The organism is Pseudomonas sp. R5(2019), from assembly GCF_009905435.1.
In the GTDB taxonomy this organism is placed as follows: Bacteria; Pseudomonadota; Gammaproteobacteria; order Pseudomonadales; family Pseudomonadaceae; genus Aquipseudomonas.
The window spans coordinates 254,044-275,496 of sequence record NZ_JAAAMT010000002.1 but is presented as its reverse complement, the minus strand read 5'-3'; the positions used below and the strand labels follow the sequence as shown (position 1 = coordinate 275,496).

At 58.8% G+C, this 21,453-nt stretch carries 23 protein-coding genes, 1 tRNA gene and 1 pseudogene; 11 read left to right on the top strand and 14 right to left on the bottom strand.

Features of this window, described 5'->3' with window-relative positions; genetic code table 11:
* Positions 1 to 298 precede the first annotated feature (298 nt).
* The 5 genes and pseudogenes from GUY40_RS02930 (at position 299) to GUY40_RS02905 (ending at position 3,669) form a co-directional block, all read left to right on the top strand.
* Positions 299 to 535: a hypothetical protein gene (locus GUY40_RS02930; RefSeq protein WP_166567430.1), complete on the top strand. Its 237-nt coding sequence runs from the start codon at positions 299 to 301 to the stop codon at positions 533 to 535.
* Between the two features lie 202 nt (positions 536 to 737).
* The gene (locus GUY40_RS02925) at positions 738 to 1,070 is read left to right on the top strand and encodes a ribonuclease E inhibitor RraB (RefSeq protein WP_166567429.1); all 333 of its coding nucleotides are present in this window, start codon (positions 738 to 740) and stop codon (positions 1,068 to 1,070) included.
* 194 nt (positions 1,071 to 1,264) lie between these two features.
* The gene (locus GUY40_RS02920; RefSeq protein WP_166567428.1) at positions 1,265 to 2,674 is read left to right on the top strand and encodes a circularly permuted type 2 ATP-grasp protein; all 1,410 of its coding nucleotides are present in this window, start codon (positions 1,265 to 1,267) and stop codon (positions 2,672 to 2,674) included.
* 13 nt (positions 2,675 to 2,687) lie between these two features.
* A pseudogene (locus GUY40_RS28665) lies at positions 2,688 to 2,765 on the top strand (alpha-E domain-containing protein); the annotation flags it as partial.
* Between the two features lie 121 nt (positions 2,766 to 2,886).
* Entirely contained in the window at positions 2,887 to 3,669 is a 783-nt protein-coding gene (locus GUY40_RS02905; protein WP_166567426.1) for a transglutaminase family protein, read from the top strand.
* Here the strand turns inward: GUY40_RS02905 and GUY40_RS02900 are convergent, their stop codons facing one another.
* Positions 3,670 to 4,470, bottom strand: a complete 801-nt coding sequence (locus GUY40_RS02900; RefSeq protein ID WP_166567425.1) for a cytochrome c — start codon at positions 4,468 to 4,470, stop codon at positions 3,670 to 3,672.
* A 599-nt stretch (positions 4,471 to 5,069) separates the two neighbouring features.
* Here GUY40_RS02900 and GUY40_RS02895 point away from each other — a divergent pair.
* Positions 5,070 to 5,798 carry an amidotransferase gene (locus tag GUY40_RS02895; protein WP_166567424.1) on the top strand — a complete coding sequence of 243 codons (729 nt, stop codon included), beginning with the start codon at positions 5,070 to 5,072 and terminating at the stop codon, positions 5,796 to 5,798.
* Between the two features lie 4 nt (positions 5,799 to 5,802).
* On the opposite strand, the gene GUY40_RS02890 is transcribed toward GUY40_RS02895, so the two are convergent.
* The 3 genes from GUY40_RS02890 to GUY40_RS02880 all read right to left on the bottom strand — a co-directional run bounded on the left by GUY40_RS02890 (position 5,803) and on the right by GUY40_RS02880 (position 8,536).
* The gene (locus GUY40_RS02890) at positions 5,803 to 6,774 is read right to left on the bottom strand and encodes a magnesium and cobalt transport protein CorA (RefSeq protein ID WP_166567423.1); all 972 of its coding nucleotides are present in this window, start codon (positions 6,772 to 6,774) and stop codon (positions 5,803 to 5,805) included.
* 79 nt (positions 6,775 to 6,853) lie between these two features.
* Positions 6,854 to 7,576: a 1-acyl-sn-glycerol-3-phosphate acyltransferase gene (locus tag GUY40_RS02885; RefSeq protein ID WP_166567422.1), complete on the bottom strand. Its 723-nt coding sequence runs from the start codon at positions 7,574 to 7,576 to the stop codon at positions 6,854 to 6,856.
* Between the two features lie 270 nt (positions 7,577 to 7,846).
* Positions 7,847 to 8,536: a crotonase/enoyl-CoA hydratase family protein gene (locus GUY40_RS02880; protein WP_166567421.1), complete on the bottom strand. Its 690-nt coding sequence runs from the start codon at positions 8,534 to 8,536 to the stop codon at positions 7,847 to 7,849.
* Positions 8,537 to 8,837: 301 nt separating this feature from the next.
* On the opposite strand from GUY40_RS02880, the gene GUY40_RS02875 reads away from it, so the two are divergent.
* A tRNA-Ser gene (locus GUY40_RS02875) sits at positions 8,838 to 8,927 on the top strand.
* Positions 8,928 to 9,078: 151 nt separating this feature from the next.
* Here the strand turns inward: GUY40_RS02875 and dsdC are convergent.
* The 6 genes from dsdC to GUY40_RS02845 all read right to left on the bottom strand — a co-directional run bounded on the left by dsdC (position 9,079) and on the right by GUY40_RS02845 (position 14,651).
* The gene (dsdC, locus tag GUY40_RS02870) at positions 9,079 to 10,029 is read right to left on the bottom strand and encodes a DNA-binding transcriptional regulator DsdC (protein ID WP_166567420.1); all 951 of its coding nucleotides are present in this window, start codon (positions 10,027 to 10,029) and stop codon (positions 9,079 to 9,081) included.
* Between the two features lie 41 nt (positions 10,030 to 10,070).
* Positions 10,071 to 11,420 (bottom strand): D-serine ammonia-lyase, encoded by a 1,350-nt coding sequence (locus GUY40_RS02865; RefSeq protein WP_166567419.1) that lies wholly within the window; start codon positions 11,418 to 11,420, stop codon positions 10,071 to 10,073.
* Between the two features lie 34 nt (positions 11,421 to 11,454).
* The gene (locus GUY40_RS02860) at positions 11,455 to 12,798 is read right to left on the bottom strand and encodes a gluconate:H+ symporter (protein ID WP_166567444.1); all 1,344 of its coding nucleotides are present in this window, start codon (positions 12,796 to 12,798) and stop codon (positions 11,455 to 11,457) included.
* Between the two features lie 422 nt (positions 12,799 to 13,220).
* The gene (locus GUY40_RS02855) at positions 13,221 to 13,601 is read right to left on the bottom strand and encodes a hypothetical protein (RefSeq protein WP_166567418.1); all 381 of its coding nucleotides are present in this window, start codon (positions 13,599 to 13,601) and stop codon (positions 13,221 to 13,223) included.
* A gap of 173 nt (positions 13,602 to 13,774) precedes the next feature.
* Positions 13,775 to 14,281 (bottom strand): GreA/GreB family elongation factor, encoded by a 507-nt coding sequence (locus tag GUY40_RS02850; protein ID WP_166567417.1) that lies wholly within the window; start codon positions 14,279 to 14,281, stop codon positions 13,775 to 13,777.
* The gene (locus GUY40_RS02845; RefSeq protein ID WP_166567416.1) at positions 14,259 to 14,651 is read right to left on the bottom strand and encodes a hypothetical protein; all 393 of its coding nucleotides are present in this window, start codon (positions 14,649 to 14,651) and stop codon (positions 14,259 to 14,261) included. Before GUY40_RS02845 ends, GUY40_RS02850 begins: the two co-directional genes overlap by 23 nt.
* 140 nt (positions 14,652 to 14,791) lie before the next feature.
* Here GUY40_RS02845 and earP point away from each other — a divergent pair, with 140 nt between their 5' ends.
* Entirely contained in the window at positions 14,792 to 15,934 is a 1,143-nt protein-coding gene (gene earP, locus GUY40_RS02840; RefSeq protein WP_166567415.1) for an elongation factor P maturation arginine rhamnosyltransferase EarP, read from the top strand.
* Positions 15,935 to 15,981: 47 nt separating this feature from the next.
* Positions 15,982 to 16,554 (top strand): elongation factor P, encoded by a 573-nt coding sequence (locus GUY40_RS02835; protein ID WP_166567414.1) that lies wholly within the window; start codon positions 15,982 to 15,984, stop codon positions 16,552 to 16,554.
* A 396-nt stretch (positions 16,555 to 16,950) separates the two neighbouring features.
* Here the strand turns inward: GUY40_RS02835 and tam are convergent, their stop codons facing one another.
* The 4 genes from tam to GUY40_RS02815 all read right to left on the bottom strand — a co-directional run bounded on the left by tam (position 16,951) and on the right by GUY40_RS02815 (position 19,845).
* Positions 16,951 to 17,718, bottom strand: a complete 768-nt coding sequence (tam, locus tag GUY40_RS02830) for a trans-aconitate 2-methyltransferase (RefSeq protein ID WP_166567413.1) — start codon at positions 17,716 to 17,718, stop codon at positions 16,951 to 16,953.
* A 105-nt stretch (positions 17,719 to 17,823) separates the two neighbouring features.
* The gene (locus GUY40_RS02825) at positions 17,824 to 18,243 is read right to left on the bottom strand and encodes an organic hydroperoxide resistance protein (RefSeq protein WP_166567412.1); all 420 of its coding nucleotides are present in this window, start codon (positions 18,241 to 18,243) and stop codon (positions 17,824 to 17,826) included.
* A 186-nt stretch (positions 18,244 to 18,429) separates the two neighbouring features.
* A complete protein-coding gene (locus GUY40_RS02820) occupies positions 18,430 to 18,888 on the bottom strand; it encodes a MarR family winged helix-turn-helix transcriptional regulator (protein WP_166567411.1) in 459 nt (152 codons plus the stop codon).
* A 102-nt stretch (positions 18,889 to 18,990) separates the two neighbouring features.
* Positions 18,991 to 19,845 carry a LysR substrate-binding domain-containing protein gene (locus GUY40_RS02815; protein ID WP_166567410.1) on the bottom strand — a complete coding sequence of 285 codons (855 nt, stop codon included), beginning with the start codon at positions 19,843 to 19,845 and terminating at the stop codon, positions 18,991 to 18,993.
* 96 nt (positions 19,846 to 19,941) lie between these two features.
* Here GUY40_RS02815 and GUY40_RS02810 point away from each other — a divergent pair, with 96 nt between their 5' ends.
* Positions 19,942 to 20,175, top strand: a complete 234-nt coding sequence (locus tag GUY40_RS02810) for a DUF1127 domain-containing protein (RefSeq protein WP_166567443.1) — start codon at positions 19,942 to 19,944, stop codon at positions 20,173 to 20,175.
* Positions 20,176 to 20,223: 48 nt separating this feature from the next.
* Positions 20,224 to 21,447 (top strand): winged helix-turn-helix domain-containing protein, encoded by a 1,224-nt coding sequence (locus GUY40_RS02805; protein WP_166567409.1) that lies wholly within the window; start codon positions 20,224 to 20,226, stop codon positions 21,445 to 21,447.
* The last annotated feature ends 6 nt before the right edge of the window (positions 21,448 to 21,453 follow it).

Sequence of the window (21,453 nt, the reverse complement as noted above, 5' to 3'; positions counted from 1 at the left end):
GCCGCGATGGGCTGCGCAGCAGCCCCGGCGATCCTGAAATCACCCGCACTCGCTGGCTGAGTCGCAGATCTTACTGGCCTCAGGGGCTGCTGCGCAGCCCATCGCGGCCAGGTCCGCTCCTACAAGGGTTGCGTCGTTCTATTCCTTAACTGACCGGCATTGGGCCAGCCGGCCTCTTTTTTTCGCCCGTTTTTCACCTCTGGAGCAATTGCCGGGAACGAAGAGCCGTTGCGCGAGGTCAAGCGTGTGTAAGGCGCTATCTCTTTCGCTTCGTGTCCTTCTGCCTGAGGAGGTACCAATGAAAAACTGGGATATTTCGTTTGTTGATCAGAAAGGTGAGTCCAGACATTTGCCGCTGGTTTCTGAACAACGCCCTACGGTGGAGGAGGCTGCCCGGCTGATTCGTTCCAGTCTGTTTCCTGTTATCGGTGATGTCGATCTCAATGATTTTCAGGACCGCGTGCCGTCCCCGACCGCCAAATGGCTCAAGGAACAGAACGGCGTGGAAATCACCGAAATCACTGAAGTCCCCTGAAGTCGTCAAGCGACCTGTTCCAGAGCCTCTGGTACAGGCGCTGGCTTCGCGCTAATCTGCAAACGGGATCGACGAATTGTTCGCCACGGTCTCGAGTCTTGTCAGCTCCATGCTTGTTCCTGTAGTCAGCCTGCGCGCCTGCCGTGCACGTCAGGTTGTGGAAACACTGAAAGTCTATCCATCAGTTTGAGGAGGACGATTCATGAGCACAGAAGACATCAGCAGCAGCGTGCTGCGCCGCATGAAAGAAGGCGGTTTCGACTTCGCCCGCATTCATCCAATCGAGTTCTACGCCGTCTTCCCGGATGAGGAGTTGGCGCGCACGGCTGCGGGCAAGTTTCGCGGTGAGTCGTTGAGCGCTCAGGTCAGCAAACGCGATGATGGTGCCTGGCACCTGGAGTTGAGCAAAGTGATGTACGCCACCTATGGCGGCATTGGTGAGTTTGAACACGACTTCGAGGCGGTCATTGAGCCCCTCGGTGGAGAAATCGAAGGGTGGGGCGTAAAACAGGAGGTCAGACGCCCACAGGCTTGAACCGGTTCACAAGGCGCTACGGCCAACCTCAGGTTGGCCGTAGCGTTTTTCCATAATAAAAAAGACCACCCGGGCTGCACCTTCGTGGTGCGATGTCGCCAGGTTATTCCGCCAACTGATTGATCTTGAAGCGTATATACCGATGGCGTGGGTCTTGCCATGGCCCAGGATGTCCGGGAGACAAGGAGTACGGCATGATCCGCACCGGTTTCGATGAAATGTATGCTGCTGACGGTTCAGTCCGCCCGCACTATCGCGCCTTTGCCCAGTGGCTTGGACAAACGCCCCCGGAATTGTTGACCCAGCGACGGCGAGAGGCAGAGCTGCTGTTCCACCGCGCGGGCATCACCTTTACGTTATATGGCGACGAACAAGGTACTGAACGTCTGATTCCGTTCGACATCATTCCCCGCAGCATCACTGGCAGTGAATGGCGCACCATCGAGCGTGGTTGCATCCAGCGGGTGCAGGCGCTCAACCTGTTTCTGGCCGATATCTATCACGACCAGCGGATCCTCAAGGCCGGCATCGTGCCCGCCGAGCAGGTGCTGGCCAACGAACAATACCAACTGGCGATGCAAGGCCTGAACCTGCACCGCGACCTGTACTCGCATATTTCCGGGATAGACCTGGTGCGTGATGGCGATGGCACCTGGTATGTGCTTGAAGACAATCTGCGCACCCCCAGCGGCGTGAGCTACATGCTCGAAGACCGCAAGATGATGATGCGCCTGTTCCCCGAGCTGTTTGCCGCCCAACGGGTCGCGCCCATCGATCACTACCCCAATCTGCTGCTCGATACCCTCAAAAGCGCCAGCGAGATAGATAACCCCAACGTGGTAGTGCTGACGCCCGGTCGCTTCAACAGTGCCTTTTTCGAGCATGCCTTCCTCGCCCGGGAGATGGGCGTGGAGTTGGTCGAGGGCGCGGATCTGTTTGTGCGCGATGACCGGGTGTTCATGCGCACCACCTCCGGCCCACAGGCGGTGGATGTGATCTACCGGCGCCTGGACGATGCCTTCCTCGACCCGCTGGCGTTCAACCCCGAGTCGATGCTGGGCGTGCCCGGCCTGCTCGCGGCCTATCGCTCCGGTAACGTGGTGCTGGCCAACGCCATCGGTACCGGTGTAGCGGACGACAAGTCCATCTACCCCTACGTCACCGAAATGATCCGTTTTTACCTGGACGAAGAGCCGATCCTGCAGAACGTGCCGACCTGGCAGTGCCGCAAGCCTGACGAAATGTCTCACGTGCTGGCGCACCTGCCCGAGCTGGTGGTCAAGGAAACCCAGGGCTCGGGCGGCTACGGCATGCTCGTCGGGCCGGCTTCCACCGCTGCGCAAATCGAAGCCTTTGCCGAGCGAATCAAGGCGCGGCCGCAGGATTACATTGCCCAACCGACCCTGAGCCTTTCCACTTGCCCGACCTTCGTCGAGCAGGGCATCGCCCCGCGCCATATCGACCTGCGCCCCTTTGTACTGTCGGGCAGCGAAACCCGTCTGGTACCTGGTGGCTTGACCCGCGTGGCCCTGCGTGAAGGCTCGCTGGTGGTCAATTCATCCCAGGGTGGCGGGACCAAGGACACCTGGGTGGTCGAGGAATGAGGAACAACTGCCAATGCTAAGTAGAACGGCCTCGGACCTGTACTGGATGTCGCGTTATCTGGACCGGGCGGAAAACCTCGCGCGGATGCTCGTCTGCGCTACACCGCCATCGACGAAATTCTCGATGAAGGCCTGCATGCCTGGCTGACTGGAATGATCCCGCTGGTTGGCCAGCTGGGCGATGCAATTCATGGCGCGTATTTGGAGGTTGTATGAGACTGACGATAAATCATGAAACGGCCTACAGCTATGAAGACACCGTACGCGCAAGCATTCAGTACCTTCGCCTGACCCCTCACGACAGCCAGCGCCAGCAGATTCTCAGCTGGCAGCTGGACCTGCCGCGCTCGGTGCGGGCGCAGTTGGACCCGTTCGGCAATATCCTCCACGTGCTGACCCTCGATGAGCCCCATGACAGTGTGGTCATCCACGCGCGCGGACTGGTGGAGATCGATGAGCAGCGCGAGGCCGAGCCAGAGTCCCGTTCGGCGTTGCCGTTCTTGCGCTTCACCCGTCTGACCGAGGCCGACCAGCTCCTGCGCAGCTTTGCCAGCAAACACTGCCGCAAGCGCCGGGATCGCACGGCGCTGATCGACCTGATGCAGGCGCTGCACCAGCACATTGTCTTCAGCCCCGGTGCGACTCAGCTCGATACCAGTGCCGCGCAAGCCTTTGCCGGCAAGGCCGGGGTCTGTCAGGACCACACCCACACGTTTCTGGCCTGCGCCCGTAGTCTCGGGGTGCCGGCGCGATTTGTCTCGGGTTACCTGTTCAATGAAGGCAGCGAGGCCCTGAGCAGCCACGCCTGGGCCGAAGCGTGGCTGGATGACGCCTGGTACAGCTTCGATGTGACCAACCAGTTGGCCCGCCCGGAACGCCACCTCAAGTTGGCGGTCGGGCTGGATTACCTCGACGCCTGCCCGGTGCGGGGCATGCGCCATGGTGGCGGCTTCGAGCAGCTGCACGCCAAGGCGCGGGTCAACGGCCAGCAATAATTACGGTCTGCGCGCAGCCATGTGTTTGAGATAGCCGATCAACAGGTCCAGATCGGCATCCGGTAGTGCCTGGCGGTCGAACCCCGGCATTTTGGCCTGGGGCCATTGGCGCAGGCTCTGCGGGTCGCGAATGAAGTAGCGCAGGAAATCTCCGCTCAAATACTCCGTGGGGCTGTGCGGGATATTCAGATCCGGCCCCATCTGTGCATCGCCGGCGCCATTGAGACGATGGCAGGCCATGCAGTTTTTCTGGAACAGCGCAAACCCCTGGTTTATGGGGTCGTCAGCTGCCAACGTGGGGTCAGGGCGCATTTTCGGAAAGCGCTCCGCCACCGGTGCCAGGCGGCGGATGCTGGCCAGTCGGTAGGGCCATTGTTCCGCGCTGATATTGCCAGCCTGCGGGTCGGTCCAGACCAGATAGAAAGGCCCGGCACTGGCTTTGCTCAGGCCCAGCGCCGGCCAGGGGTGGGCCGGGTCTTCGATGGCCAGCCACGCCCGCGCCGGCCCGCTGTTGAGTAACGGCCCGGCGGGCATCTCGGCGGCGAAGCCGTCGGAGGCGACCCCTTGCAGGTGATCGTCCGGGCTGACGCCTTCGAGCAGCGCAGCCATCGGCACCGCGCGATAACGCATGGTTCGCTTGTAGGAAACGTCGTGATAAATGGTAAGCGTCTGGGCTTGCGGGTGTTTCAACAGCGCGCTGGTTTGCCAGGTCTTGTTTCCATGACCCAGGTCCAGCGTCAATTGAGCAGCCAATACCGGTGCGCCACAGAGGGCGGCAAGCAGGGCAAAACACAGACGCATGGGCCAGTCTCCATCAGGTCGAATGGACAGAGTGGCACACAAGCCGCGGGCTCGGTAGCCAACCGAGTCACGCTGCTGGCTTGTGAAATCATGCCGTTGATTAACCGAACAGCCGAGTAAGGTTCGGCAGGATCAACAACAGGGTCGTGGCAAAAACGATGAGTCCGGCCTGGCGTACTTTCGAATGTTTGAACATGGCTGACTGCCTTTCTTTTTGTTATTCCTGATGGCCGCCGCCTGTGAATAAAGCGGTGCGGCGTTGTAGCCTTGTTTCTTGTTCTGCCCGAAAGCGGGAGTGCATTCATCAAACGTGATGTTGCATGATTAACATTAGGGCTCGTGTCACTTCTTGTTTAGAACTATTTAGTATTTATATCCTCATCCTTCAAGACTAGTCGCTATGAGGCAAGCCAGTGGCGCATCCGCACGCCTTTGCTAGACACCTTGATGGAATGAGATCGTTACTCCTTGGCCGGCTCCCGTTCGTCAGACATTTTCAGCTTTTGTGACGGCCGCCACAGCGGGCAGGGCTTGCCTTGCTACCCTCAATCAGGGCAGGCTCTACGGGCACTTTCGCCTCCGTTGTGTCAGGTATTTTTATGTCGTTACGCATCTGCATCCTGGAAACCGATGTCCTGCGGCCAGAGCTGGTCGAGCAATATCAGGGCTATGGACGGATGTTCGAGCAACTGTTTGCCCGTCAGCCGATTGCCGCCGAGTTCAGCACCTACAACGTGATGAGTGGCGATTACCCGGCGGATGATTTGAAATTCGATGCCTACCTGGTCACCGGCAGCAAAGCCGACTCCTTTGGTAGCGACCCGTGGATTCAAACCCTCAAGACCTACTTGCTCAAGCGCTATGAGCTGGGCGACAAGCTGATCGGCGTCTGCTTCGGCCATCAATTGCTGGCCCTGCTGCTGGGCGGCAAGACCGAGCGCGCCATCCAGGGCTGGGGTGTGGGCACCCACCGTTACACCCTTGCCGAGCAAACCCCGTGGATGACACCCGCGGTCGAGGACCTGACGCTGCTGATCAGCCATCAGGACCAGGTCACTGCGCTGCCGGCAAATGCCACCGTGATTGCGTCCAGTGATTTCTGCCAGTACGCCGCCTATCACATCAACCATCAGGTGTTGTGCTTCCAGGGTCACCCGGAATTCATCCACGATTACTCACGAGCGCTGCTCGACCTGCGCCAGCAGCACCTGGGGGAACAGGTTTACCAGAAGGGGGTGGCAAGCCTCGATCAACAGCATCACGGCGTCACAGTGGCGGAGTGGATGATGCGCTTTGTCGCGCACAAGCCCGACGCCGCCACGTCTTGAGCCCCTACAGCCAGCCGGACCGTTTGAAGCTGGCATAGAGCCCGGTGCAGCCCAGGGCGATGGTACCCAGGACGGCAAAGTAGCCGTAATGCCAGCTCAGCTCCGGCATGTTCTCGAAGTTCATGCCGTAGATACCCGCGACGGCAGTGGGGAAGGCCAGGATCGCAGCCCAGGCGGCGAACTTGCGCTGCACGATGCTTTGCCGCGAGGCTTCCAGCAGCAGGCCGATCTCGATGGTCTGGCTGGCGATGTCGCGAATCGTCGCCAGGTCCTCCATTTGCCGGGTAACGTGAATTTCCACGTCGCGAAAGTAGGGGCGCATGTTCTTGTCGATAAAAGGAAAGCTCAGGCGCTGCAGCTCTTCGCTGATCTCCACCATCGGCGCCACGTAACGGCGCAGGCGCAAGATGTCGCGGCGCAGGCTATGGATGCGCTGGATATCTACTTCTTTCAGGGCGCCGCCCAGGACGCCTGCCTCCAGCTGCTCGATCTCACCATGGATGGCTTCGCTGACCGGTTGGTAGTTTTCCGTGACGAAGTCGAGCAGGGCGTAAAGCACGAAGTCTTCGCCATGCTCCAGCAGCAACGGCCGTGCCTCGCAGCGTTGGCGCACCAGTGAATAGGAAGCGGAATAGCCATTGCGGCAGGTAATGACGTAGCCTTTGCCGGCAAAGATGTGTGTCTCGATGAACTCCAACTGGCCTTCGCGACGCACTGGCGAGTAGGTGACGATAAACAGCGCATCACCGAAGGTTTCCAGCTTCGGTCGGCTGTGTTTTTCCAGGGCGTCTTCAATGGCCAGTTCATGAAGGTTGAACTGGCTCTGCAGGTTCGCCAGTTCCTGGGCGTTGGGCTCTTCCAGCCCGATCCAGACAAAGTGGCCAGGCTTGCGAGCCCACTGGCTGCCTTCATCGACACTGATATTGGTAACTTTTTTACCGGCGCTGTACACAGCGGCAGCAACGACTCGACCCATGGTTGTTCGCTTTTTCAAGTGGCAGTGACAAGCATGTTAGCTTGGCCTGTCACTTGAGAGTGGGCAAGGTCGCCAGGGTTCAGCCCCGGTTCAGCTCCCGTTCCATGCTGTCGATGCAGTGCTGCATCTGTTCACGGCACTGTTCGATCAGCGCTGGCATGTCCTGCTGAGTCAGGCCGGCCGTAGGGATCGGTGCGAGCGAGCGGATGATGACCCGCTCGCGCTTGCAACGATTGAGATTCAGACGCTGGGCATAGGGGCTGACGCACACCGGCACGATCGGCACGCCAGCTTCGATCGCCATTTGAAATGCGCCTTTTTTGAATGGCATCAACTGCGTCTGCGGGTTGCGCGTGCCCTCGGGGAAGACCCAGATCGAGGTGGCATTATTTTGCAGGGTGCGGGTGGTGGTCAGCATCGCCTTGCGGGCCTGATGCGCATTGCCGCGTTCAATCAGGATATTACCGCCCAGCCAGAACAGCTGGCCGAACAGCGGCACCCACTTCAGGCTTTTCTTGCCGATGCAGACAGTGCGCCGTGGCACCACCTTGCCGAGTACGAACAGGTCATAGTTGGATTGATGGTTGGCGATGATCACGCAGCCTGGTGGCTGGTCGAACAGCGGGCCGACTTCGGCCTCGATGCGCACCGGCATGATCCAGCAAAAGGGCCAGCCGTAAAGCCGCGCATAGAGACGGCTGTTGTCGGGATTGAAGGGGCGGCACAGCCCGACCAGCACGCCCAGCACGCCAGCCACCAGGAAATGCAGACCCAGTAGCAGCATGCGGATGACAAAAAGCATTGGAGCGCCCCACCTTTGAGAAAGGCGGCGAGTGTACGGACGTGCACAGGCTTGGGCAAATACCGATGGGCCTACCTATATTTGATTCAGCGCGATCCGGATGCCCATCGCAGGCAAGCCTTGATGCCGAGGATTGAACGACACCGCTCTGGTAGGAGCCGGGCTTGCCCGCGAATGAGGGCACCGCGGTTTTTCAGTGGTTGCGCGTCATCGTTCATCGCAGCGGTTCGGCGCTCCGACAAGCCTTGCTCCTACACAGCCGTTGACCGATCAGGTCAGGTGTTCCTGATCCCGAATAATCGCTTCATCCAAAGTCTCCAACAGCGCCTTGCGCACCTTGAGTTTGGTGTTCTTGTGCGCCGTCATGTTGATCTTCTTCAGTTGCCGGGCCGCTGCCAGGGCTTCATCGCGCAGCTGTTCGGCACTCACGACCTTGTCGAGGAAGCCTGCATCCACGGCGCTCTTGGGATCAAACATCTCGGCATTGATGACCGAGCGGTGGAAGGCCGAGCGGCGCAGGCGGTCACGGGCCAGTTCGATGCCGGCGTAGTGCATGGTCATGCCGATCTGCACTTCATTCAAGCCAATGCTGAACGGGCCGTCGACACCAATGCGGTAGTCGGCGGACAGCAGCAGGAACGCGCCCTTGGCCACTGCGTGCCCCGGGCAGGCGACGATCACCGGGAAGGGGTGGGACAGCAGGCGCCGTGCCAGGGTGGAACCGGCGGTGACCAGGCTGACCGCTTGCTGCGGGCCCGAGGTCATCACTTTAAGGTCGTAGCCGCCAGACAACATGCCGGGCGTGCCGGTGATGATGACCACGGCGCGATCCTGTTCGGCGCGATCAAGTGCAGCATTAAAGGCGGCGATGACGTCCGGGGAGATCGCATTGACCTTACCGTTGCTCAGGGTCAGGGTCGCGATACCGTCTTCCAGTTGGTAGGCAATCAGCTCGCTCATGACAGGTTCCTTGAATTGAAGTGCAGCAGACGTTACCCAGCGCCCGGGCCAAGGTAAAGCGCCGTGACTGACTGGGCAGTCAGCCTCGGTGCCTGCCAGCCACGGGATTAAAGGGGAGGGGCATTGTGCAGTGCCGAAGACCAATAGAGATTGGCAACTTTGCCGTGGACGCTGCAGCTGATTGTCTGTTTTTTGATCATGCGGCTTAAGCACATGAAAATTCTGAAAAAAACCTTTGCCATCAGAAGAGCTTTCGACTACATTAGCGCGCCTCGACAGACTGAACAGTTTGAAGAGAAACGGTGAAGTGTCCGAGTGGCTGAAGGAGCACGCCTGGAAAGTGTGTATACAGGAAACTGTATCAAGGGTTCGAATCCCTTCTTCACCGCCACATTTAAACGAAAAAGCCCTGATTATTCAGGGCTTTTTCGTTTCTGCGTTTCTTAAAAAAATCCCAGCCCATACCCCGGATGGCTCGGTGTTTGCGACCAAAGGCTAATTTTTCCGACCGTTTCTAAGCGGTCTAGTCCAGCAGTGGCTGGTTACAGAGATCGACTGGATTCAGAAGCGCTCTCAACCAGCCAATCAATCAAAACCTGCAGCCGCTTTGGCATCGGATCATGGTGCGGGTGTACCAAGTAGTAGCCATAGTTTGGCGTGTCGACAAAGTCCCCGAATGGTAGGACTAATTCTCCACGCGTAATGCGCTCGCGGACTAACTGCTCGCGACCCATGGCAAGGCCGGCGTGGTTCAAAGACGCTATGGTGCACAAGTCTGAACGGTCGAATGTCAGGAAGCGCCTCGGAAGATTGATGCCAGATCCAGCGGAGTCGGCCCATAGCTGCCACTCAGCATCAAACGCAGCGTTATCCCAGGCGGCGATATCATGTAACGCAGTGCACCTGCTCAACTGGCTTGTGTCGCCAGTGAGCTTGTTTGTCTCGGCGTACAGAGGAGAGCAGACAGGGGCTATCCGTTCACTCATCAGATGGATGCTGGCCAGGCCTGGATGGTTGCCGTCCGAGTAACACAGGACGAGATCAATTTTGCGTGTCCGATAGTCGATGCTCTCATTCCCGACCCGGATGTCTAATTGGATATCCGGATACCGAGAGGTGAACTTTGCGAGTCGTGGTATCACCCAGCATTGAGCAACAGAAGGTCGAACGTAGAACGTCAGTTGACCAGCAATTTCAGCATGGGATCGTTCCTGAACTGCTTCCGATAGTTCGTCCATCGTTCGCTGCATTATCGAGAAGAGGCGTTCACCGTCTTCCGTGAGGCTAACTTTTCGAGGCATGCGGTGAAACAGCTTGAGGGACAGATCTTCCTCGAGGCGGTTGATCCGGTGGCTCACCGCGCTTGCCGTAAGACACAGCTCATCTGCCGCGCGACTGAAGCTCATGTGGCGTGCTGCGACCAAAAAGACATGTAAACTGCCCAGATGAGAGCCATTGAGCTTCAGGGCGGCGACGCCGCTTAGCTTGTTCATCAATACAATCCTTCTGGGCAATTTGCGCTCAGGAGCCGAAGTTACGAGCGAGCTTGCAGGCTGCGTCCTTTGGCGAGGTAGGCGTTGAACTCATCGGCTGGAACCATACTGCCGCCGGTTCCCCACACGAGGTGGGTTGCATTCTGGAGCTGTTCTGGCGTGAAGCCCATACGCTCCAGGTACTCGGGCGACTGTAACACCCGCACCATGCCAGAAACCCCTGCAAGCGCTGAGGGCTCGAGTTTCACCTTGTCCTGTTCGTAGGCCACCACCATGAGACGGTAGAGCTCTTCGTCAGTGACTGTGTAATAGCCGTCAATTAGCCTCTGCATTGCTTTGCCAACAAAACCGGATGGCCGTCCGACAGCCAGGCCGTCAGCTGCGGTCACATTATCAATGCCGAAGTCTTGCACGCTAGTTTCATCGTGCAGGCCGGTGTACACGCCCAGCAACATGCACGGAGAATGAGTGGGCTCCGCGAAAATGCAGTGAACAGCATCACCGAATACCAGCTTCAGGCCAAACGCTACACCACCTGGGCCACCTCCAACTCCGCACGGAAGGTAGACGAACAAGGGATTGTCCGCACTGACCTGAATGCCGGCTTTATCGAACTGACGAGCCAAACGCTCGGCAGCTACGGCGTATCCCAGGAACAGGTGAGGAGAGTTTTCATCGTCAACGAAGTAGCAGGTTGGATCGGAGGCTGCTTGCAGGCGGCCTTGCTCAACGGCAACGCTGTAATCCGACTTGTGCTCAACGACGGTCACGCCGTTGGCTCGAAGCTTGTCCTTCTTCCACTGCCTGGCGTCCGATGACATATGGACGCTCACCTGGAAGCCCAGCTTGGCGCTCATAATACCAATCGACAAACCGAGGTTCCCGGTGGAGCCCACTGCGATCTTGTATTGGCTGAAGAAAGCCCGAGCTTCGTCGCTAGCGAGCTTAGCGTAGTCGTCTGTAAGCGTGATCAACCCTGCCTCCAGGGCCAGGTCTTCGGCACGCTTCAACACTTCGTGAATGCCACCTCTTGCCTTGATGGATCCGGAAATGGGCAGATCGTTATCCGCTTTCAGCCACATGGCCCCCACATTTGTGAGTGAGGCTTCGTCGATGAGTAGCTGCCGGATCTTTTCCAGCGGGGCGATGTGCGATTCGATAATTCCACCGGTTACAGCCGTGTCAGGAAATACCGTGGCGAGGTACGGAGCAAATCGCGCAAGCCGGGCACTCGCAGCACTCACGTCCTCAGCAGTCAGCCCTACATCAGCCAGAGCTTCTGAAGTCTTGGCGATACCTGGGTTGAACCAGCTGGTTTCTTTCAAGGAGACAAGGTCGGCAATGAGCGGATGGCTTTGTTTCCAAGCTTCGATAGTTTTTCCGTGAATCATAATTTCACCTGTAAAGCGGTATTCGAAGATTTAATCAAACGATTTTCGAAAGTAGGAGGGTGAGGCACAAGGCTACAACCGAGGCCAAAACCGTGGCGGCAGTAAACTTCTTCAAAGCGTCTGAGAGGGAGAGGCCCAAATACTCTTTTACCACCCAGAAGGCGGAGTCCGTGATGTGCGTCCATCCGATAGCCCCGGCTCCAATAGCAACCACGAGGATCTCACGGTTGTATTCTGGATGCTGTCCGAGGATAGGCAGCACCATGCCGGCAGCACTGATCATTGCTACGGTCGCGGATCCAACAGCAAAGTGCATGATGCCGGCGATCAGCCAAGCAAGGATGATCGGGTTGAGCTGCGTTTGGTTGAGAACGTCGGCGAGTGTCTTGCCAATGCCGCTGCCCACAAGCATGTCGTTGAAAGCACCACCCGCGCCAATGATCAGAAGGATACCGGCCAGGGGAGGGAAGCAACGGTTGGTGAGATTTAGCAGTGCCGCCATATTCAGGCCCCGGCGAAGCCCCAGCGCCCAGTAGGCGAAGCACACCGACAGAGCCAGTGCGATCAGCGGATTGCCGAAGAAGGATACCCACTCGTAGAGCGCCGAGCCTTTCTCGAGCACGGTCACGGTCAGCGTTTTCCCGACCATCAACACCAGGGGCAGCAGTACGGTCGTTAGGGTGATCGCAAACCCCGGAATCTCTCGATCATCTGCATTGGCGGGAGCGCGAGCGGCCAGGAACGTCTCTTGAGACTCCGATGCCTCGCGCTTGCAAGCGAAACGAACCCAGATCGGGCCTGCGATGATCGCGGTAGGCAGACCAACAATGAGGCCGTACATGATGACGGTTCCGATATCCGCATTGAGCATACCGGTGATCGCCGTAGCGGCCGGATGAGGTGGAAGGATGCAGTGAACCACCATCAGCGATGTGGCCAGAGGCACGCCCAGGTACAGCATGCTGATCTTGGTTTGGCGTGCTACCACATAGATGAGTGGGATAAGAAGGACAAAGCCCACCTCGAAGAACACCGGGATACCTGCGATGAAACCCACGAGCATCATCGCCCACGAAGCGTTTCGCTCACCCAGGCGATTCAGCAATGTGGTTGCGATGCGCCTGGCCCCGCCGGACTCCTCCAGCAGCTTGCCCAGGATGCTGCCCAGGCCAATGATTCCGGCCAGGAAGCCCAGAGTGCTACCCATGCCCTTTTCGAAGGCGGCCACCATTGCGGTGGGAGCCATGCCAGTACCTATACCTACTACGAGGCTTGCTGCCATCAGGGCCAAAAAGGGGTGAACGCGGAGCTTACTGATCATTACGACGATGATGAGTATCGCAGCGCCCAGTACGATTAATGAGAATGTTGGTGTCATCTTGTTAGTTTCTCTATCGCTAATCGCTTCCGTGCGAGTTTTTGTTGGTTGCTTCCTCCGATTAGATTTCAGCTTCGTGAAATTCACAAATGATTGCTCTTCACATCATGGATGAATACAGGTCATCCATGATGTGAGAAAAGGCTGAAGGGTAGCTGAGCTATAACAAGTTTTTAAAACAAGGTTTTGATGAAAAGAACTATGCGTTAAGGGAAATTGCATCCGCTTAAAACCATCAATTGCTCGGCAACGTCATTCGTTACCACGTCGATGCGCAAGGTTGTTCGTTGATGGTCGATCTGCTCAATCGCAGTTGGATACTGCAAAACCTCTGTAAGCGCCTCATTAAGCCCACCTGCCAAACGATGGGCTTAATGCTTAACCGGTTTTACGCGGTAGCGATGCCGATAGCGCCTCGCAAATCAGGGGTTTTGTATTTTCACGCCATGGCGTTTCCAGTTGTTGGCCATTTTCGAGTAGGTCTTGCTGTCGGTAATCGCCATCAGCTTGCGGCCATCCTTGAAGGTGGCGACAAAGGTCACTTCTTCCTCCTTGCCGCCCAGCCACAAACCGGCGAGCAAACCAATCGGCCCTGCCACCAGTGCGCCGGCCATGCCCCAGCCAATGGCGCCGCGCAGGCTTTTATTGATTTCCTGGTTGGCGATCTTGATGTCTTTGATGCGTGTCAGCGAAATGGTTTCCCCGGGGTAAGGGCTGCGGGCGGTCTTGAGTGTGAGCGAACCATTGCAGTATTCGCCTTCACCTTGCAAGAAGTCACCCGACTGAACGGAGAGCCTTGTCATGGGATTCCCTGAATGAGTTGGAGAAATGACTCTTACTGATGATCCTGTTATCGCTGGACGTCAACGTATAGGCGACGGGATGTAAGAGTAGGTCATTTCCTACGAGATGCAGGGGCTGAACCTACGAGTGCAGCACGCCATCTGGACAAAACCTCGATCAAGCCGGGAAGCCGTTATAGAACCTCGACAATCTCATGGTGCTGCACCACGCCAGCCACCGTGATCTGCACCTCATCCCCTTCGAATTTACCCAGCAGGCCCTGGCCCAGGGGTGAGCGCGAGGTGATGACGGTGATCAAATCCGAGCCCAGCTGAATCTTCAACCCTGCCGCATCCGGGCCCAGGAACAGGTACTGGTGCTGGCCGTTCTCGGCCAGCAAGGTCACCAGGGCGCTGACTTCGATGCCCTGTGTCTCGTCATAATCGCGCAGGATCAGGTTCTGGTAGTGAACCAGCGACTGACGGATCTCTTCCATGCGTCGGGCCTGGCCGGTGGCCAGGTAGGAAGCTTCCAGGCCGAGAGTGTCGTATTTGTTCTCGGCGATGTTCTCTTCGGCGGTGGCGGCTTCATAGGCGGTTTGAGCCGCGCGCTGGGCAATGTCCAGATCAATCACCAGCTTGTCGATGATCAACTGCAGCAGCTGTGGTTTATCCCGCTCACTCACAGAATTTACTGACATTCGCTTGGCTCTTTTCGGTCGGTGCGGTGCGATTCTGCTGAAGCCAGAACTGGCACTTGGGGTTGGAAAGGTTACGCTCGTTGGAGAGCGCCTGTTGATTGGCTTGCTGCTGCGCCTGCTTGTTCAGGTTTTGCTGATACTGCTCGAACATCGGGCTTGGCGGTGCCGGCTGGGCGATTGCAGGAGGCTCCTGCGGCGCACTGGCTTGGCCTATGGGCAAGGGCGCGGCATTGAACAGCAGTTTGTAGGCCAGCCAGGCGGTGGCCACGATGGCGACGAAACCCAGCCAGATTCCCAGCGCAATGGAGCCGGTCAGGTGCAATGGATTAAGGGTGATGTACATCACACGACGACGTGGACGATAAGGCATGGCCGCCTCCTGGCTGCGCGATCAATCGGAAGGGGGGTGATTGTCGCACGATGCGCACCGTTTTTTATCGGCGCCAGGGCTTTTGTCGCGGTTCAATTAACCGGACAATTGGCGCTTTTTCGCAGTCGGTGGTGCCCCCAATGAAAGCCTCCTGGGATATTTTCTGCAGCGTCGTCGACAACTACGGCGATATCGGCGTGACCTGGCGGCTGGCACGGCAACTGGTGGCCGAGCATGGGTTTGCCGTGCGGCTATGGGTCGATGACCTGGGCGCGTTTGTCCGCCTTTGCCCCCAGGCCGACCCGCTGGCAGTTGAACAGCATCATCATGGCGTACAGGTGTGCCTGTGGGCCAGGGATTGGCGCCCGGCCGAGCCCGCTGACGTGGTGATCGGCGCCTTTGCCTGTCAGCTGCCCGCGGCATATGTCGACGCCATGGTCGAGCGTGCCAAGCGTGCCAAGCCGTCGCTGTGGTTGAACCTGGATTACCTGAGCGCCGAAGACTGGGTCTCTGGCTGCCATGGTTTGCCTTCGCCGCAGCCGAACGGCTTGCGCAAATTCTTTTTCTTCCCAGGCTTTCAAGCCGGCACTGGCGGGCTGTTGCGTGAAGCCGGGCTCTTGGTGGAGCGTGAGAAATTTCAGCAGGACAAGTCGGCACAACAGGCATTTCTTGCAGGCCTTGGCGTCTATCCCGCCGATGATGCCCGGTTGATCTCCCTGTTTGCCTATGAAAATCACTCGTTGGGTGGTTGGCTCCAGGCCCTGGCTGACGACACCCGCCCTAATCATGTGCTGGTGCCGGAAGGGCGGGTGCTGGGCGATGTTTGCAAGTGGCTTGAGGTTGACCGCGTGGCGGCCGGTGATGTCAAGGTTCGTGGCAACCTGACAGTGCAGATCCTGCCGTTTGTCAGCCAGCCGGAATATGACCACCTGCTGTGGTGTTGTGATTTCAACGCGGTGCGCGGGGAAGATTCCTTCGTGCGGGCGCAGTGGGCCGGTCGGCCGCTGCTATGGCACATCTATATCCAGGAAGAGTACGCCCACTGGGAAAAGCTCGAAGCCTTTCTGGAGCTCTATGTGCAAGGCCTTTCAGCGCCCGCGGCCCAGGCGCTGACCGCGTTGTGGCGGGCCTGGAACATGAATGGCGACATGGCGACAAGCTGGCGCCAGATGCTGGAACACTGGCCGGAACTGGCCGCGCATGCCCAACGCTGGTGCCGGCAACAGGCCACCCAGCCGGATCTCGCCATGGCGCTGGTACAGTTTTACCGAAATTGGATATGATACGCGGCCTAGATTTTTGTAAATCCATCCAAATTCGGATATTCGCAATGAAAACTGGTAAAGAGCTGAAACCCGGTACCGTGATCCGTCTGGAAAACGACCCATGGCTGGTTCAGAAAGCTGAGTTCACCAAATCGGGCCGTAACAGCGCGATCATGAAGACCAAGCTGAAAAACCTGCTGACCGGCTACAAGACTGAAATCGTCTACAGCGCCGATGACAAGCTGGACGACGTGATCCTGGACCGCAAAGAAGCGACTCTGTCCTTCATCAGCGGCGACAGCTACACGTTCATGGACACCACTGACTACACCATGTACGAGCTGAACGCTGAAGATATCGAAGCCGTTCTGCCGTTCGTTGAAGAAGGCATGACCGACGTCTGCGAAGCTGTATTCTTCGAAGATCGTCTGGTTTCCGTTGAACTGCCGACCACCATCGTTCGCCAGGTTGACTACACCGAAGGTTCCGCTCGCGGCGACACTTCGGGCAAGGTCATGAAGCCTGCCAAGCTGAAAAACGGCACCGAGCTGAGCGTTGCTGACTTCATCGAAATCGGCGACTGGATCGAGATCGACACCCGTGAAGGCGGCTCCTACAAAGGCCGCGCCAAGGTTTAAGCCCGATTGGCTTGGGGCTTTTGCGAAAAAGCTCCACCTTGCGTCAAAAAAATCCGGAACACTGCGAAGTGTTCCGGATTTTTTTTGGCTTCAGCAACGTAGGAGCCGGGCTTGCCCGCGAATGAGGACACCGTGGTTTTCCAGTGGTTGCGCGTCATCGTTCATCGCGGGCAAGCCCCAATGCCAGTCAGTTAAGGCGAGATCCATGTGGGAGCGGATTTATCCGCGAATGAAGGCACCGCGCAATGCCAGAAAAACCACGGTGTCTGGATTCGCGGATAAATCCGCTCCCACAGGTTTTCGGCGCTCCATTCCTTAACTGACTGGCATTGAGGCTTGCCTGCGATAGCGTCACCGCGGTCTACCAGATGCACCGCGGTTCGCGAGCAAGCTCTGCTACGCCCGAGTGGCAACGATGAACAACCTCGGGAAAGGCAGCAGTACCGTGCCGTCGGGCAAGGCCGGGTAGGCCAGCTCGATGGCGGCCAGGTAGCGCTCAAGAAATTCGGCTTTTTCAGATGCGTCCAGCGGCGCGAGATACGGCAGCACCGCCGTGCCCTTGAACCACTCCACCACCGCTTGCGCGCCACCGGCCAACGCATGGAAATAGGTAGTGCGCCAAACATCGACCGTGCGGCAATGCGGCTGCAACAGCTGGTAATAGAACTCGGCGCTGTGCCGGGCAGGGTGGCGGATGTGGCCGATCTTGCTGGCCCAGGGGCCATCGGCGGCTATGTCGCGCAATAGTCGGTGGGCAGGCTCTTCCAGGTTGTCGGGAGTCTGCACCGCCAGGCTGCCACCGGCGTTGAGTTGGCAGGCAAGCCTCGGGTAAAGCGTGGCGTGGTCGGGCACCCATTGCAGCGAGGCGTTGGCCAGAATCACATCGAAAGACGTCTCGGGATTCCAGCTGGCAATATCGGCCTGTTCAAAGCGGTGTCCGGGCAAGCGCTTGCGCGCAGCGGCAAGCATGTCTTCAGAGGCGTCGATGCCGATCACTTGGGCATCGGAAAAGCGTCGTGCCAGCACTTCGGTTGAATTGCCGGGGCCGCACCCCAGGTCAACCGCGGTGTTCACCCGCTGGGTGGGGATGGCCGCAACCAGGTCCATGACCGGGCGGGTGCGTTGCGTTTCAAACGTCGAGTACTGTTGTGCAGACCAGGTCATCGTGTGTCCTTGCGCTGTGGCTGACGAGCCCATGCGAGCCTACGCCGAGCCAGGGCGGCTGACAAATGCCACGATGACCGATCTTCATATCCGCACCGCAAGCGATCAGACGCTGATGTGCAGGCGTACATCGACGTTGCCACGGGTGGCGTTGGAGTAGGGGCAGACCAGGTGCGCGGCGTCAACCAGCGCCTTGGCGTCGGCCTGCTCCAGGCCCGGCAGGCTGATGCGCAGATCGATGTCCAGGCCAAAGCCACCTTCGATCTGGCCAATGCCGACTTCAGCGGTGATCGAGGTATCAGCCGGCAGCGTGACCTTTTTTTGCCCGGCGACGAATTTCAATGCACCGATAAAGCAGGCCGAGTAGCCGGCGGCAAACAGTTGTTCCGGATTGGTCGCGGCGCCACCGGCACCGCCCAGCTCTTTAGGTGTAGCCAGTTTGATGTCGAGGATGTTGTCGCTGGACACGGCGCGACCGTCGCGGCCACCGGTTGACGTCACGACTGCGGTATAGAGCGTTTTCATGAGGAGCCTCTTGAGTGTCGAAGGGGTGATAGCGCCAGGAACGGTGTGCGCTGATCGGGTGCGAACAAAATGTAGTTCGCAAATATTTAGTGCGCAAGATAAATGTTGAATACTGCCGATAAGCGGTCGACAGGCGAGGAGATTCCGGCCGTGCAGCCGGGCAGCGCACGGCAGGCGGGTGGGGAGTTACAAGTTGTCCTGCAGGTGACTGCGCAGTTCGATCAAGTCAGCCTGCAACTGGCGCAGACGCTCCAGCGGCTGGCCACTGGCGCTGAGGATGCAGTGGGGAATGCGCCTGGCTTGCTCGCGCAAGGCGCGCCCCTGATCGGTCAACTGCACAATCACTACACGTTCGTCTTCGCGGCTGCGGTTGCGGCTGAGCAGGCCCTCGGCCTCCAGACGTTTGAGCAGGGGCGTGAGCGAGCCCGGATCGGTCAACAGGCGAGTGCTGATTTCACCTACGGTCAAGCCGTCCTGTTCCCACAATACCAACATGGCCAGGTACTGCGGGTAGGTCAGACCCAGTTCCTGCAGCAAGGGTTTGTATGCTTTGGTCATCAGCAGCGAGGTGGAGTAGAGGGCGAAACACACCTGAGCGTCGAGCAGCAGATCGTCGTCACATGGGGCTTTGGTCTCGGAAGTCATGCCGATCCTTTGGTTCAACAGTGTCAATGAATTTAGCGTTCTGATCTTTAACGCGCCAGCTGTTCTGCGGCCCTCTGGTGCTCTGTGCGGTGATGCTTGCGTTTAAAGTTTGAAGCCTTCGGCAATGTGGTCGGCCAGGCATTCGGTCATTGGTGACTGGGTCGACGCATTGCGCAGCAGCATCACGCTGGCCATGGGCAACTGTGGCAGCCCTTCGGCCTCGCCCAGAATACGCAGGTCGGGTGTGATCAGGCTTTGCAATTGCGCGGTGACGGCAAGGCCGGCGCTGACCACCGCCATGATCGCCGCCAGGCTCGGGCTGGTATACGCCACCCGGTAGTCCTTGCCCAGTGCGTCCAGTGCATTGCACGCCCACAGCCTGCAAAAGCAATCGCTGTTGAACATCGCCAGCGGAATCGGGCTTTGTTCATGGGGGCTGAAGCCATTGGCCTGGGCCCAGACGAAGCGCTCGCTGCGCAATAACTGGCCAATCTCGCTGCCAGGTTCGCGGGTGACGATGGTCAGGTCCAAGTCCTGGCGCAGCATCAGTTGCCTGGAACTCTCGCAATGCACCTCCACTTGCACCAGCGGATACGCCTGGGCAAAGCGCGACAGAATCCCCGGTAGAAAGCGCATGGCGTAGTCATCCGGCGTACCAATGCGCACCAGCCCGACCATGTGCGGCTCGCGCAGCGTGTTGAACACTTCGCTGTGCAGTTTCAGGATACGCCGCGCATACCCGAGCAGCACTTGCCCTTCAGCGGTCAATCGAACCTGGCGGCCGTCTCGCTGGAACAGCTGGCGCTGCAGGATATCTTCCTCCAGGCGTTTCATTTGCATGCTGACCGCCGACTGGGTGCGGTTGACGACCTCTCCTGCGCGGGTAAAGCCGCCTTGGTCGGCGATGGCGACAAAAGTGCGCAGGATTTCGGAATCAATGGCCTGATACTGAGACATGCATCAATCTCCGAGATGTATGGCATAAGAAAGATTCGTTGGATTGATCTTAGCTCCGGCGGGAAACTTGAGCCATCCCAACTGGAGGGCGAAATGATGAAAGGTCAAAAAGGTTTCGTACTTATCCAAAGACATCCACTGGCAGGCATCTCGCTGGGGCACTGGTTCTCGCGCCTGACAACGCTTGTCGCCCGTTGGCACCAGCTGGCTCGCGAACGCGCCGAGCTGGCTCAACTGAGTGACAGCGCGCTCAAGGACATGGGCCTGAGCCGCGCCGATATCCTGGAGGAAACCGAGCGTCCCTTCTGGGACGATCCACTGAAGAAGTAACCGGCTGCAATACGCTAAGGTAGTGGGCAGCCACGCAAGGAGTCGCGCATGCCCACGCCGTTGTCCCTGTCAGACCTGCAAGCCCGCCGCCTGGTGTTGACGGCGCAAGGGTTCGGCGGTCGCAACGATGCACGGGCGGTCACCCGGGCGAAGGTCGGGCAGATGATCCGGCGGTTGGGGGTGCTGCAGATCGATTCTGTCAATGCGTTGGTTCGCTCGCACTATCTGCCGTTGTTTTCACGTTTGGGTGACTATCAACCCGCCTTGCTCGATCAGGTGGCGTGGGGTCCTTTGCGTCAACGCAAATTGTTCGAGTACTGGGGGCATGAGGCCTCGCTATTGCCGCTTGAGTTCTACCCCTTGCTGCACTGGCGCATGCAGCGGGCCAGGCAAGGGCAGGGGATCTACGAGCAGCTGGCACGGTTCGGGCGTGAACAGCAGGGCACCATTGCCCGGGTCTTGGCGGCGGTGACCGAGCACGGTGCGCTGGGGGCTGCAAGCTTGTCGACCCGCCAGGAGCGAGCCGGCCCCTGGTGGGACTGGAGCGCGGAAAAGCATGCGCTGGAATGGCTGTTTGCGGCAGGCGAAGTCACTGTGGCGGGCCGGCGCGGCTTCGAGCGACTTTACGATTTGCCCGAGCGGGTGATCCCTGCCGCGACGTTGGCGAGCCCCCTGCCTGATGAGGCGCAAGCCCAGCGAGCGTTACTGCTGCACGCCGCCAATGCCTTGGGCGTGGCCACTGAAAAAGACTTGCGTGACTACTTTCGCCTGACACCGGCCGACAGCCGCCAGCGCTTGGCGGAGTTGCTCGAAGAGGGGGTGTTGCAAGCCTGTCAGGTTGAAGGTTGGCAGCAGCCTGCCTATTGCAGCGTGACGCCGCGCGTGTTGCGCAAGAAACCGGTCAGTGCCCTGTTGTCCCCCTTCGATTCGCTGATCTGGGAGCGCAGCCGCACCGAGCGCTTGTTCGATTTTCACTACCGCCTGGAAATCTATACCCCAGCCCACAAGCGGGTCTACGGCTACTACGTGCTGCCGTTCCTGCACGACGAACGCATTGCGGCGCGCGTCGACCTGCGCGCGCAGCGAGCCCAGGGGCAGTTGGCGGTCCATGCGGTGCACGAAGAGGATCGCGGCCTGGATGATGCCGGCATGGCCGCGCTGGCCGAGAGCCTGCAGCGCATGGCGCGCTGGCTGGGGCTGGAACAAGTCCGGCTCAATTGCCCGCGCGCCAGCGCTTACCGATTACGGCAGGCGCTGGCGCAGCAGGAGTGAATCGCC

What these genes read in the sequence shown, in the direction of transcription:
- GUY40_RS02920 (WP_166567428.1), top strand. Translation starts at nt 1,265, where the DNA reads ATGATCCGCACCGGTTTCGATGAAATGTATGCTGCTGACGGTTCAGTC.
- GUY40_RS02895 (WP_166567424.1), top strand. Translation starts at nt 5,070, where the DNA reads ATGTCGTTACGCATCTGCATCCTGGAAACCGATGTCCTGCGGCCAGAG.
- GUY40_RS02885 (WP_166567422.1), bottom strand. Translation starts at nt 7,576, where the DNA reads ATGCTTTTTGTCATCCGCATGCTGCTACTGGGTCTGCATTTCCTGGTG.
- GUY40_RS02880 (WP_166567421.1), bottom strand. Translation starts at nt 8,536, where the DNA reads ATGAGCGAGCTGATTGCCTACCAACTGGAAGACGGTATCGCGACCCTG.
- GUY40_RS02815 (WP_166567410.1), bottom strand. Translation starts at nt 19,845, where the DNA reads ATGTCTCAGTATCAGGCCATTGATTCCGAAATCCTGCGCACTTTTGTC.
- GUY40_RS02810 (WP_166567443.1), top strand. Translation starts at nt 19,942, where the DNA reads ATGAAAGGTCAAAAAGGTTTCGTACTTATCCAAAGACATCCACTGGCA.
- GUY40_RS02825 (WP_166567412.1), bottom strand. Translation starts at nt 18,243, where the DNA reads ATGAAAACGCTCTATACCGCAGTCGTGACGTCAACCGGTGGCCGCGAC.
- dsdC (WP_166567420.1), bottom strand. Translation starts at nt 10,029, where the DNA reads ATGAACAAGCTAAGCGGCGTCGCCGCCCTGAAGCTCAATGGCTCTCAT.
- tam (WP_166567413.1), bottom strand. Translation starts at nt 17,718, where the DNA reads ATGACCTGGTCTGCACAACAGTACTCGACGTTTGAAACGCAACGCACC.
- GUY40_RS02900 (WP_166567425.1), bottom strand. Translation starts at nt 4,470, where the DNA reads ATGCGTCTGTGTTTTGCCCTGCTTGCCGCCCTCTGTGGCGCACCGGTA.
- GUY40_RS02865 (WP_166567419.1), bottom strand. Translation starts at nt 11,420, where the DNA reads ATGATTCACGGAAAAACTATCGAAGCTTGGAAACAAAGCCATCCGCTC.
- GUY40_RS02860 (WP_166567444.1), bottom strand. Translation starts at nt 12,798, where the DNA reads ATGACACCAACATTCTCATTAATCGTACTGGGCGCTGCGATACTCATC.
- GUY40_RS02820 (WP_166567411.1), bottom strand. Translation starts at nt 18,888, where the DNA reads ATGACTTCCGAGACCAAAGCCCCATGTGACGACGATCTGCTGCTCGAC.
- GUY40_RS02890 (WP_166567423.1), bottom strand. Translation starts at nt 6,774, where the DNA reads ATGGGTCGAGTCGTTGCTGCCGCTGTGTACAGCGCCGGTAAAAAAGTT.
- GUY40_RS02930 (WP_166567430.1), top strand. Translation starts at nt 299, where the DNA reads ATGAAAAACTGGGATATTTCGTTTGTTGATCAGAAAGGTGAGTCCAGA.
- GUY40_RS02805 (WP_166567409.1), top strand. Translation starts at nt 20,224, where the DNA reads ATGCCCACGCCGTTGTCCCTGTCAGACCTGCAAGCCCGCCGCCTGGTG.
- GUY40_RS02850 (WP_166567417.1), bottom strand. Translation starts at nt 14,281, where the DNA reads ATGTCAGTAAATTCTGTGAGTGAGCGGGATAAACCACAGCTGCTGCAG.
- GUY40_RS02855 (WP_166567418.1), bottom strand. Translation starts at nt 13,601, where the DNA reads ATGACAAGGCTCTCCGTTCAGTCGGGTGACTTCTTGCAAGGTGAAGGC.
- GUY40_RS02905 (WP_166567426.1), top strand. Translation starts at nt 2,887, where the DNA reads ATGAGACTGACGATAAATCATGAAACGGCCTACAGCTATGAAGACACC.
- GUY40_RS02845 (WP_166567416.1), bottom strand. Translation starts at nt 14,651, where the DNA reads ATGCCTTATCGTCCACGTCGTCGTGTGATGTACATCACCCTTAATCCA.
- earP (WP_166567415.1), top strand. Translation starts at nt 14,792, where the DNA reads ATGAAAGCCTCCTGGGATATTTTCTGCAGCGTCGTCGACAACTACGGC.
- GUY40_RS02925 (WP_166567429.1), top strand. Translation starts at nt 738, where the DNA reads ATGAGCACAGAAGACATCAGCAGCAGCGTGCTGCGCCGCATGAAAGAA.
- GUY40_RS02835 (WP_166567414.1), top strand. Translation starts at nt 15,982, where the DNA reads ATGAAAACTGGTAAAGAGCTGAAACCCGGTACCGTGATCCGTCTGGAA.